At 33.2% G+C, this 11,735-nt stretch carries 14 protein-coding genes; 3 read left to right on the top strand and 11 right to left on the bottom strand.

Annotated features, from left to right (window positions below):
- The first annotated feature begins 24 nt into the window (after positions 1–24).
- Positions 25–768: an archaeosine tRNA-ribosyltransferase gene (locus QZN33_RS09690; protein ID WP_296791710.1), complete on the top strand. Its 744-nt coding sequence runs from the start codon at positions 25–27 to the stop codon at positions 766–768.
- Here QZN33_RS09690 and QZN33_RS09685 read toward each other — a convergent pair.
- The 3 genes from QZN33_RS09685 to QZN33_RS09675 form a co-directional block, all read right to left on the bottom strand.
- A complete protein-coding gene (locus tag QZN33_RS09685; RefSeq protein ID WP_296791707.1) occupies positions 752–1,174 on the bottom strand; it encodes a PsbP-related protein in 423 nt (140 codons plus the stop codon). The genes QZN33_RS09690 and QZN33_RS09685 overlap by 17 nt on opposite strands.
- A gap of 3 nt (positions 1,175–1,177) precedes the next feature.
- Positions 1,178–2,095, bottom strand: a complete 918-nt coding sequence (locus QZN33_RS09680) for a hypothetical protein (RefSeq protein WP_296791704.1) — start codon at positions 2,093–2,095, stop codon at positions 1,178–1,180.
- Between the two features lie 83 nt (positions 2,096–2,178).
- The gene (locus tag QZN33_RS09675) at positions 2,179–2,334 is read right to left on the bottom strand and encodes a hypothetical protein (protein ID WP_296791696.1); all 156 of its coding nucleotides are present in this window, start codon (positions 2,332–2,334) and stop codon (positions 2,179–2,181) included.
- A gap of 342 nt (positions 2,335–2,676) precedes the next feature.
- Between QZN33_RS09675 and QZN33_RS09670 the strand changes: the two genes are divergently transcribed.
- Entirely contained in the window at positions 2,677–3,615 is a 939-nt protein-coding gene (locus tag QZN33_RS09670; protein WP_296791693.1) for a 3-hydroxyacyl-CoA dehydrogenase, read from the top strand.
- 26 nt (positions 3,616–3,641) lie between these two features.
- Here the strand turns inward: QZN33_RS09670 and QZN33_RS09665 are convergent, their stop codons facing one another.
- From QZN33_RS09665 to dph5, 3 genes are all read right to left on the bottom strand, one after another.
- The gene (locus tag QZN33_RS09665) at positions 3,642–4,091 is read right to left on the bottom strand and encodes a hypothetical protein (RefSeq protein ID WP_296791690.1); all 450 of its coding nucleotides are present in this window, start codon (positions 4,089–4,091) and stop codon (positions 3,642–3,644) included.
- A gap of 49 nt (positions 4,092–4,140) precedes the next feature.
- Positions 4,141–4,773 carry a stage II sporulation protein M gene (locus QZN33_RS09660; protein WP_296791687.1) on the bottom strand — a complete coding sequence of 211 codons (633 nt, stop codon included), beginning with the start codon at positions 4,771–4,773 and terminating at the stop codon, positions 4,141–4,143.
- A 629-nt stretch (positions 4,774–5,402) separates the two neighbouring features.
- Positions 5,403–6,194, bottom strand: a complete 792-nt coding sequence (gene dph5, locus QZN33_RS09655) for a diphthine synthase (RefSeq protein WP_296791684.1) — start codon at positions 6,192–6,194, stop codon at positions 5,403–5,405.
- Between the two features lie 35 nt (positions 6,195–6,229).
- On the opposite strand from dph5, the gene QZN33_RS09650 reads away from it, so the two are divergent.
- Positions 6,230–7,237: a class I SAM-dependent methyltransferase family protein gene (locus QZN33_RS09650; protein ID WP_296791681.1), complete on the top strand. Its 1,008-nt coding sequence runs from the start codon at positions 6,230–6,232 to the stop codon at positions 7,235–7,237.
- Between the two features lie 179 nt (positions 7,238–7,416).
- Here the strand turns inward: QZN33_RS09650 and QZN33_RS09645 are convergent, their stop codons facing one another.
- The 5 genes from QZN33_RS09645 to QZN33_RS09625 all read right to left on the bottom strand — a co-directional run bounded on the left by QZN33_RS09645 (position 7,417) and on the right by QZN33_RS09625 (position 11,733).
- Complete coding sequence (locus QZN33_RS09645) at positions 7,417–7,743, bottom strand: hypothetical protein (RefSeq protein WP_296791678.1); 327 nt, start codon at positions 7,741–7,743, stop codon at positions 7,417–7,419.
- 242 nt (positions 7,744–7,985) lie between these two features.
- Complete coding sequence (gene mtnA / locus QZN33_RS09640) at positions 7,986–8,918, bottom strand: S-methyl-5-thioribose-1-phosphate isomerase (RefSeq protein ID WP_296791674.1); 933 nt, start codon at positions 8,916–8,918, stop codon at positions 7,986–7,988.
- A 207-nt stretch (positions 8,919–9,125) separates the two neighbouring features.
- Entirely contained in the window at positions 9,126–10,046 is a 921-nt protein-coding gene (locus tag QZN33_RS09635) for a manganese-dependent inorganic pyrophosphatase (protein WP_296791670.1), read from the bottom strand.
- 194 nt (positions 10,047–10,240) lie between these two features.
- On the bottom strand, positions 10,241–11,107 hold the full coding sequence (locus QZN33_RS09630) for a radical SAM protein (protein WP_296791667.1): 867 nt from the start codon (positions 11,105–11,107) through the stop codon (positions 10,241–10,243).
- A 71-nt stretch (positions 11,108–11,178) separates the two neighbouring features.
- Complete coding sequence (locus tag QZN33_RS09625) at positions 11,179–11,733, bottom strand: methanogenesis marker 17 protein (RefSeq protein ID WP_296791664.1); 555 nt, start codon at positions 11,731–11,733, stop codon at positions 11,179–11,181.
- Positions 11,734–11,735 lie beyond the last annotated feature (2 nt).

Here is an 11,735-nt window from a genome sequence, read left to right as displayed (position 1 = left end):
TAACAATAACATAGGATGAAATAAATGATAAAAAAATTTGAAATTAAATCACATGACGGACCGGGAAGAGTCGGAAAAATAGACGGAGAACTTACTCCAAAACTCTTTTACAAAAAAGATTTAAAAATTGCACCAAGTGAAGGATCTGCACATAATATCGATAGAGAAATAGCTGAATTCAATGTAAAAGAAACATTAAGACTTTCTAAAGAAAATGTAGACACTTCAGATATTGCAGTTATCCAAGGGTCCAAATATCTGGATTTAAGAATCAAATGCTTAAAAGAACTGGAAGAAATGGGCTACAACGGATTCATTATAGCAAACGGAGATGCTCTATTAACCAATCCCAGAGAACTTGTTGAAATTATAGTCAATCTTAAAAAAGAAGCTAAAAAATCAAGTTACTTTATTTTTTCATTTGCGGAACTGTCATTCATGCCAATCTTAACTTATATGGGAATTGATGGATTTTTAACAGATTCAGCAAATTATTACAGTCACATTAACGTGCTTCAAACTCCAACCAAAGCATATGATTTAAATTCCTATCCTATTTATGAAAACATCACACAAGAAGAGCTTGAAGAAAAAAATATTGAAAATATGGAATTTGTGATAAAGGAAATCCATGCACACATGAAAAACAAATCCCTTAGAAATCTTGTAGAGGAACGCTCAGGCACAACACCTCAGAACATCTCAACATTGAAAATACTTGATAGAACCCATATGGATTATCTGCTTGAATTTACACAGTTATTTTAAAGGATTCAATCATATTTTTGAATTCTCTTTCAGATTCTCCTGAAATGTCAAGAGTTCTAAGCTCAAAGATGTAAATATCTTTATTTTCAATGAAAACATAGGTATGAATATCAAAATTAAGTTCAGGAGTATCCATATTTGCATGAAGCTTTATTGCATCCTTATCGGCAATTTTAATAAAATCTGAAGAGAATATTACTCCGCCGTCATCTGATATTGCATCTTCCATGAATACCTTATAATCATCAAGATTTGTAGCTGTCGGAAACATCACAGCATTGATTAGATTTTCCTGGCCTTTGGACAATGTGGCAATGCAGTCCGGATTTGAGAGAATATCCGCTTTTTCCACTTCCCATGAATCAGGATATTGAAAAGTGATTTTACCGTTGTTGAATGTTCTCATCTGCTATTCCTCTTTTTTTGATAAAACATCTATTGTTTCGGGAGCCTCTTCTAAAGTGTCAATATATTTGGAAAATGGTTCCGGAAGTTTTGGCATTACTTCTTTTAGGATTTCAGCTGCATCAAGTTCAAGGGCCTGACCTGAAAGCAATTGTTCAACATCAAAGTCAAATTCAAAAGGTTTAAGCAAATCATCAGTAGGTACTCTTAAATTAATGTTTTTCTTATTGAGAATCATTTTAATAGTACTTGTATTTCTGATTTGTTCATTCATATCCTCAACGGTTGCTTTTATATCATATGCTATAGCTTTATTCTTCTCATTTACATCATGTTTGGATTTTTCAATGGATCTTTCCAAATCTTTAATAAGCAAAGCATTTCTGCGGTTAATGTTATCTCTGGCTTCATCAATAACAACGTTTATAGCATTGAGAATTGATTTGTTAAGCTCAACATTATATGCAAGAATCATCCTGTTTTTATAGTCAAGCTCTTTAAAAATAGCTACCCTTTCATCATCAATTTGGGTAATTTTTTTATTTAACTGATGAATCTCATCCTTAGCCTTTAGAAGCTCTTCCTTATCGGTCAACTGTTCTTTAAGAGAATCGACATCATCAAAAAATGAACCTTTCAGAGTTTGAATCTGCTGCTGCAATGTTTCAATCAACTCATCCTTTTCCTGAATGGTCTGATTGAACTCATCAAGCTTTTCATCTGAAATCTGATTATTCACCAATGCTTCATAATCCTTTTGCGCCAAAACCTTTACCAGTTCATTATCTTCAAAAGGGTCTTCTTTTTTAAGACTTACCTGTTTTTGCTTAGATTCCTTTTCGACAGGATTGCCGTCTTTGTCCTTACTGTTATATTTTTTAGTATAAACCCGAACAGTTCTAAATTCTTCATCACTTTCCATTTTAACACCACTCTATATTTATTAATAAGTAGAGTTTTATTTAAATAGTTAATGTTAAAAAAAAAGAAAAAAAGAGAAAAAAATTATTTATTCTCTCTTTCAATCCATAACAACATTGCCTCTTCAATCGCTTTTGAATACCACCCCGTTTTAAATAACATTTTATTTGAGGCTATTTTGCGAAAATTCAAGTCAATGTCATTATTGATGCTAATTGTTACACGCTTGTTCTTAGTCATACATATAGATTGAGCATACTAGTTAATAAATGCGTTAGTGTTTTTTCAGAGCATTTTAAGATATGAAAATGAATATTAGTGCGAATTGATAATTTAAAAATTTATGCAATTTTAAAAATAACCATCCAAAATACCAAGCAAATTTAAAATTAATCCCCACCTTAAAGACAATATTACAAATGTTTAATAAAAGTTACACTTATTCAAAAATATTCGGGTATCATGAATATATTAATTAATTCATTTAAGAAATTTTAAAATTATTTAAAAATATTTAAATAATCAAAATACATATCATTAATCACATAAACTACTATTTTAGTTTATCAGAGGTGAATTGAAATGAGTATTAAAAAAGTTGTCGTAGCAGGAGGAGGCGTCCTTGGAAGTCAAATTGCTCTTCAATCAGCATATTGCGGATTTGATGTGACAATATGGCTAAGAAGTGAAGGATCAATTGAAAGAGCAAAACCAAAACTTGAAAGATTCAAAAACATCTACATAGACACACTTGAACAGATGAAAACAGACCCAAGCGCATACTGCAGAGGCCTCAGTAAAAAAACAGACCTGAGCGCTGAAGAACTAGATGAACTGAAAAAACAGGCACAAAATGCCTTTGACAGTTTGACACTGACAAACAGTTATGAAGAAGCTGCTGCAGATGCAGACCTGATTATCGAAGCAATTGCTGAAAATCCGGAACAGAAAATTGCATTCTACCAGGAGCTTGCCAAATATATGGATGAAAAAACAATTCTTGTTACAAACTCATCTACACTGCTTCCGTCAATGTTTGCAGAATATACAGGAAGACCTGAAAAGTATCTCTCACTTCACTTTGCAAACACAATCTGGAAAAATAATACTGCAGAAGTAATGGGACATCCTGGAACCGAACAGGAATATTATGATCAGGTAGTCGAGTTTGCTGAAGCCATCAATATGATTCCGTTGAAACTTAAAAAAGAACAACCTGGTTACATATTGAATTCATTGCTTGTTCCATTTTTAAGCGCTGCAGAAGCATTGCTTGCAAATGATGTATCAGACCATGAAACAATTGACAAAACATGGATTTTAGCTACAGGCGCACCTGCCGGACCATTCCACATATTAGATATTGTTGGTTTGGAAACCGCATACAATATCGTTATTATGAATCCTGAAGCACAGGCCCCTGAAAGCATCCCTGGAAAAATAGCTAAAATGCTTAAAGAAAAAATTGATGCTGGTGAAACCGGTATCAATGCAGGAAAAGGATTTTATACTTATGATTAGAAAGGATTTAATCCTTTCTTTTCAAATCATGCCAGTCCAGCATCTACTATCTCCTGATTTAGGAAAGTAACATTTTCCACATAATATACTTCCGGAATTTTATCGCACAACCTGTGATTTTCAACCACATCTGCCTTGAAATGGTCAAAAACAAAAACATCAGTTATGTCATGATCGTCCGGAATTTTTTCGGCATTGCCAATATCCATTATAATAACGCTTTCATTTCCAAAGAAAACTCTTTTATCACCTAGAGATTCCATCCATTTTACAGTATCCCTGTCATAGCCAACATAATCCGGTTTGGTCTTTGTATCATTAACAAATCGACTTAACACGGAAGAACCTGATGAAACATTGAATGACAATTTTTCACCTGACTTGTCAATTACCTGTGAACTGTTATTATTTAGATATATCATCACAGACAATGCAACCAGAAGTATAATAATGAGAATAAACCATTTTTTGTCCATATTTAACACCATTTAAGTTACTAAGAATTTTCAAACATATTACTCCATCTTAGAGAAGATTCATTATGAAATCTGAAAAAGGAACTGAAAAATATGCTTCAATAGGCGCTGCAATAAGCAGAAGAATTGTTGAAAAAATCATCAGAATTATGCTATGAATCAAAACTTTTTTGTTTTTGTCAAATGCTTGTGAAACCCCGTCAGTATCCTTGCTTATCGCTGATCGAACAAATCCCAAAATAAAGAGGAACAGCAATATTCCTGCAGCAGATTGAATAACAGTTGCTGTAATCTCAAATATGCCATGAGGTATTAAATAAATTACATATCTAAGACCGCCATGTGGCATTAATGAATTGAATAATGCTCCAGCAGCCCCCAGATTAGCCCCATTGAATATTATCATTACAACGGCAGGAATTGCAAAGAATAGTGAAGCTACATATGTTAAGATTCCTCCGGCTTCATTGTGAATGAACAGATCCAATGCATTAATTTCAGAATTCAACTGTGTTCCGTTTGATGGTACAGTACTGTTTAAAGCAGAATTCACCACATCAGCAGATAAAATCCAGCCTCCAATAAAACAGATTATAAATAACACATATAATCCGATTATCAATTTTTTGTGATTCTTTAAACTTTCCACCGTCAAATCTTTAAATTTAATTAAAGTTTCCATATGTTTAATCTTTCATTATATTCTCATATAATTTACTAATTTTAATTCAATATAATCACAAAATTTCAATCAATGCAAAACAAATATAATCATTTCAAAAATGAAGTCCTGAAAATTCAATTAAACAAAATTTCCCAAGATATTGCCTAACCCACCAGTTCTCCCGAAAACCAATGACTTAAAAAAAAATCAAATAAAAACATTTATATAATAGTAAAATATAAGTATTATACGATATGAATTTAATTTCATATTTATTCATGACACATTCAACCATTTTATAATCTCCAAAATGATTAGAATATGTTTCATTCAGGAAGTAGGAACTCACAACTACTTCCTTAACTCCCCCCCCTCTTTTTATTATAGAATCAAAAAATATTAATCATTATTTTAAAAATTCCAACGATTTTTAATTAAGTATTTGCTAAACAGAAAATAAAACTCCAAATTTTATAGTTAAAATCAAAATATTTATATAATATTAAACTATAACTAATAAACGATATGAAGTAAATTACATATCTAAAAAACTAATCAGTCATTCATTTTTTAATCTCCAAAATGTTAAAAACAGATTAAAACAAGGGAAGTAGAAAAACACTACTTCCTAAACTCCCCCTTTTACACTAAACATCATCTAAAATACTTTTATCCGCTCCAGCAATTTCTACCAGATATTCAGCTTCCACAATGTGAAGTTTTGAAGGTATGATGATACAGTGCAGAGGGCCTCCAAAATCAAAATCAATCAGTTCACTAATTTTTCCAGCCTTTACACAGACATTTTTAGACCCAACACGAGCAATACCCATTGCAAGGGTTTCTTCATCTATCAAACCCTCACGGTCAAGGTCATTTTTGATATTTAAAAGATATTCCAAACCCTGATTTACAGTCATGTAACGGTCCTTGTGAGCCTGAATATCAAGCAGAACCAATGTGTGCAAGTCCATTTTAAGATTTTCTTCAATGGCTTCATATGGGGATTTCGGATAGAAGTTATAATCCGGAAACGGAATTGTTGTTACTTTACCGAATTTGTATCCCTGAAGTCCTGAGATTGCAGGTGCTGAGGATAAAATTGAAGATCCATGAATCACTTCAAAATCAATTCCTTTTTTGGAGCACTGCACAAGAAAATCACTGTGTGTTGTTGCAATCAGAGGATCTCCACCTGTTATTAATGCAACATCAGATGTTTTAGCCTCTTCTATGAATTTGTGTTCCTCTTCAACTTCGTCTCTCACAAGAACTTCAATTTTTTTGCCTATCAGCCCTTCAATAGCTTCAAAGCTGGACCCGAAAAGCCTTGAGGTGAAAAATTCAGCATAAATCTTATCTACATTTTTTAAACATTCCAATCCTTTAAGAGATATGTCCTTCTCATCAAATAATCCTAAACCGACTAAATAAAACATATAAATTATATAATAATTTAAACATAATAAATTTTATGAAATGCGTAAAAGTTCCATTGAAACAATTAAACGACACTCGCCTGAAACTGATGGAAGATGGGCTGATGAATATGGACTATCGAATCAAGGCTGAAGATGAATTCGGATACATTCCTGTCAATGAGAATGTCGAAGGCTATGAAATAGTGTGCATGCATCTGGAAGCCATGAAAAAGGTTCCCCATAACTTTTCTGAAATACTTAAAGATGAGCTAACAGAAGATGAAATAGAAAATCTGAGAACATCATTTGACACCATCGGAGACATAGTAATCCTTGAAATTCCTGACGATTTAGTCTCAAAAAAACAAATTATCGGTGATGCTGCTCTTAAATTTACCAAAAAACAGGCAATATATATGAAAAAGAGTGCAATTAAAGGAACAATACGCATTCGTGATTTGGAATTTCTGGCAGGGACAGACGATTCCGTTACAATCCACAAGGAACACGGAGTTCGCCTAAAGCTTGATGTGCGCCAGGTATATTTCTCACCACGGCTTGCTACCGAAAGGTTGAGGGTTAATGACAGTGTATGTGACGGCGAAAGAATTCTTGATATGTTCTGCGGAATAGGGCCGTTCCCAGTTCTGATAGCAAAAAACCATGATGTGGATATTGCTGCGGTTGACATTAACGAGGATGCAATCAAATATCTGAATGAAAATATACGCATCAACAAACTGAAAGGTAACGTCAAGGCATACTGCGGTGATGTCAGAGAAGTTTCAAAATCATTTAACCACAAGTTCGACAGGATTATTATGAACCTTCCGGGACTTGCATATACTTTCCTAGATGTTGCAGCTGATTTAATTGAAGACGGAGGAACAATCAACTACTATGAATTTTCTGATTCATATGAACAGGGAATAAAAAGACTGACCGATGCAGTGGAAAGTAGAGGAATGGAAGTTGAAATCATAAATACACGCAAAGTCAAATCAACATCTCCCGGCGAATGGCATGTTGCAATAGATGGAAAAGTCCACATGAAAAAATAGTTTGAAAAGCGAAACTGTCAAAATTTTTAATAGGAATTTACATTAACATCAAGCATTTAAAAATCCGAAAGTAAAAATAAGCAGGGATATATATCGGATGCTAGAAAAATGTAAAATCAGTATTGAAAAAGTCAAATGTTAAAGTAAAAATAAAAAAAGGAAAGAAATAATTCTTTCACTTAGAACTGGATTCTGTTTCCGGTCCAGTCATCATCATCATTGAAAGCATTGAATTTCTTTTCATCTTCAAGATATTGTTCCATATCCCTATATAGTTTAACTCTGAAGATATCAGGGTAAGGTATGTATAACATGTCCCCGTTTTCACTAGTTTCTTTTATATAGGTTTCTTCAAACTCAATGATGGAGTCATCTTCTTTGTTAAAGTGATGAACTTCGTTTCCACATAATACTTTAAAATGTACAAAATCATCTTTTAACAGTTCTTTTACTAAATCTTTTATCAAAAGAGGGTAATCTGCACCTTTTCTACTTTTTATCTCCATATTATCTCCTCAAATAATACAATAATTCTCAAAAAAATTTCTGCGATTGCGTATTTTCATCAAAATAAAATCTGATGGACATTTTAGTGGGAATGTTATATTTTAATTTAAATCTTATTGCATAAATAGTTTACAATAACATTGAAATATAATACAAGTCAGTTTTTTGGCAAAATATATTACCCTATTTATCCTGACTTGTCATGAAAATTAAATTTAAAATCAAATATGGTAAAGTATCCTTAAATCGGGTCAATTATTCCCTTTTCAGTAATGATTCCAGTAATCAGCTCTTTTGGAGTGATATCAAATGCAGGATTTATGACATCTGTTCCTTCAGGACATATTCTTGCTCCACCATAATATCTTACTTCATCACCATCCCTTTCTTCAATAACCGTATCAAAGATGGAGATTTCATTGTCAAATGTGGAATATGGAGCTGCTACATAAAACGGTATGTCATGATAACTGGCTGCAAGAGCTACCATAAATGATCCGACCTTATTTACAACACCTCCTTTTGCAATTCTGTCAGCACCGATTACAACCTTATCAATTTTGCCCTGTGACATTAGATATCCTGAAGCCACATCAGGAATCAGCTTGACCGGAATGTTTTCCTGTTGCATTTCCCATACGCTCAGACTTGCCCCCTGTCCTCTAGGACGGGTTTCATCACAGATTACATTGATGTTTTTGCCTGCATCACGGGCTGCCCGGAATACTCCAAGTGCAGTTCCATAATCGACACATGCAAGAGCTCCTGCATTGCAATGTGTTAAAACAGTATCCCCATCATCAATGATTTGTGAGCCGTATTTACCGATAGCTCTGTTTGTTGCCATATCCTCTTCATACATCTTCAGGGCTTCTGTCAGTGCATCATCACTGCTGTTCAATACCCTGTCTACTGCCCAGAAAAGGTTTACGGCTGTTGGTCTTGCAGCTTTAATTTCTTCTGCTGCTTTTTGCAAATCGGCACCTTCAAGTTCTGCTAAAGCCATTGCAAAACCTGCTGATACCCCAATTGCCGGAGCGCCACGTACAGTCATATTTTTAATTGCTACGATAGCATCCTGATAGTTATCACAGTAAACGTAAGTCAACTCATCAGGAAGTTTTCTTTGATCAATAAGTTTTAATTTGTTATCTTCCCATTCAAGTGTTTTCATGTTAACACCTTATAAAAAAAATAAAATAAGAAAAAAAAGCATAATTAAGTGTTAGTTTCTAATTTTTTTAATGCATGAGCATTTATTTATAATCATGCTTTTTTTATAAATATCCTCACGGATTGATTAGAGACGTATTTAAAATACATCTATTAATAACTTATCTATTAATACTTTATAAATCTAACCTTTTTGACAATAGTTAAACTAAGCATTATCAGTCATGATAGGTACAACCTGTTTTTTACGGGATACAACACCTTCCAAAAGGGCAGTGTTATCTTCCAGTTTTACACCGTATGCCTTTTCAACAAGAGCTGCATCTTTACCTAAAACAATTACCTGAGAATTGCTGTTGACAATATCAGTTATTAAAAGCATAAATAAATCTAAACCTTCATCTTCGATTATTTTATTGATTCCTACTTCCAAATCATCTTTCATAGCCATAACATCAGAAATATCAGCAGTATTAACCTGATTAACTATTGATTTGACATCTTTAAAGTCAATCTGTTTTGCATCCAAAGACAAAATCTCTTCAATAGTGAAACTGCTTAGGTCTGTACCTGCCTTAAGCATTTCCAAACCGTATTCTTCAGCATCTATATCAGCGATTTTGGCAAGTTTTTCTACAGCTGCCTTATCGTCGTCTGTGGTTGTAGGGGATTTTAAAAGCAAAGTATCTGAAATAATAGCTGAAAGCATTAATGTAGCTATTTCTTTTGTGATTTCAATGCCATTTTCTTCATATAATTTGCATAAGATAGTTTCAGTACAACCAACAGGTTCAAATCTTAAAAATAAAGGATATGAAGTTTCCAATGCTAACTTGTGGTGGTCAACTACTTTTAAAATGTTTGCATTTTCGAGATTGTCTACTGACTCAGCAGGAGAGTTGTGGTCGACCAAAATTACATCTGCACCGTCGTCAATGCTCTCTAAAAGTTCAGGTGCTTCCATATCTAAATAGTTTAAAATGAATTCAGTTTCTTTGTTTATATTTCCTAATCTGTAAGCTTTAGCATCCTTGTTTCCTAATTCATTTTCCAAGTTTGCCATTACAATACTAGATGTTATTGTATCACTATCTGGACTTTTGTGTCCGAAAACATAAGTTTCTGCCATATTATCTTTTTCCTTTATTATAATAATATAAAATTGATGTAAATATCAGATAATAATTATCTATTTCATCAATAATTAATATTGCTATTGAAGACATGCGCAATTTAAATATGATGATTAATATTAAAAAATAGAGTTTTCAATTAGAAAAAAATATAATTAAAAATAAAAGTAAAAGATACTCAGATGAGCATCTAATAATGACTTTGCGGAGTCATTCCCAAATGATGGTCTTCACTTTTCTTACCAGGTATTCCGTATGCATCGGCTCTGCATTGAGTACATGCTCTGAATACAGGTATGATTTCTTCAACCTGTTCCCTTACGCTTTCCATCATGGAACAGTCAGGACGTGAATAATGTTTCATTTTTGCTAAAGGAATCAAAGGCAGGATATTCATAAGAGAAGCTCCTCTTTTTTTAACTTCTTTAGCTATTTCAACAATATGTTCATCATTTAATCCAGGAATCAATACTGAATTGACTTTAACAACCATACCATTGGCAGCCGCCTTTTCAACACCATCCAACTGGTTTTTGATTAAAATTTTAACAGCATCGTATCCTTTATAGACTTTTCCTTCATATTTGATAAATGAATAGATATCAACTGCAATGTCAGGATCAATTGCATTGATTGTTACAGTAACGGAATTTACTCCAAGTTCTGCAAGTCTGTCTGCATATTTAGGAAGTAAAAGACCGTTTGTACTCATACATTTTATTAAATCCGGCTGTTCAGATGCTAATTTTTCAAAGAACTTGAAAGTTTCCTCATTAGCAAGTGAATCTCCAGGTCCTGCTACTCCAACAACAGAAATTGGACCTTCTGCAGTTACTTCATTAACATGATTTATTGCAGCATCAGCATCCATGACACAGCTTGCAACACCAGGTCTGTCTTCCTCATTGTTGATATCTCTTGTACAGAAGTTACAAAAGATATTACATTTTGGTGCAACAGGTACATGTGCTCTACCGACTTTATCATGCATTTTTTCATTGAAACATGGATGTGCTTTTGTTATATGTGCAAATCTTGAACCTTTGTGTTCAGCCATATTATCACTTCTCCGATTATATAACTCCTGTTATTTTGTATTGTTACGAACAAATATATAAATTTTTCTATTTAATTTTCCAACTCAGATATATATTCATTAGCTTTTTCAATCCATGCATCAGCAATTAACTCATCTGTAGCTACCACAGTAACGATATTATCAGTGGACATGTCCTTGATGATTTTAAAACCTTCAGGCAATATCCTGAATATTGCATCATAGATTCTCCTTTGGAGATTGGAATGAGGGTCATCTATAACCAAAGTTTTCAAATCTGTGTTGTCGCCTGCAATTTCAAGCTGATATCTGTTAGGCTGATAGATTTCCTCTCTGGAAAACCTTTTCCATAACTGTTTGAGAATATTAGGAAGATAATTTTCATTATCTACAAGTATACGGGTAACGTCATCATCTTTAACGTAAGTGAGGTTAGCAACATCCTCAAATTTAACTACACTTGAAGTTTTTTTCATTTTGATAGCTAAGATAAATACAGGATCATCCGGATTTACATAAGCTCTTAAATCATCTACAGCAGCTCCAAGAACCAGATCCTGGAAAATCTGCTTAATGATGATTTCATAAACTTCTGCACCTCTTTCATCGTAGCATTCTACTAACATGT

This window comes from uncultured Methanobrevibacter sp. (genome assembly GCF_900314615.1).
GTDB lineage: Archaea > Methanobacteriota > Methanobacteria > Methanobacteriales > Methanobacteriaceae > Methanocatella.
The sequence above is the reverse complement of the archived record's forward strand: the minus strand, read 5'-3'. Positions and strand labels throughout refer to the sequence as shown.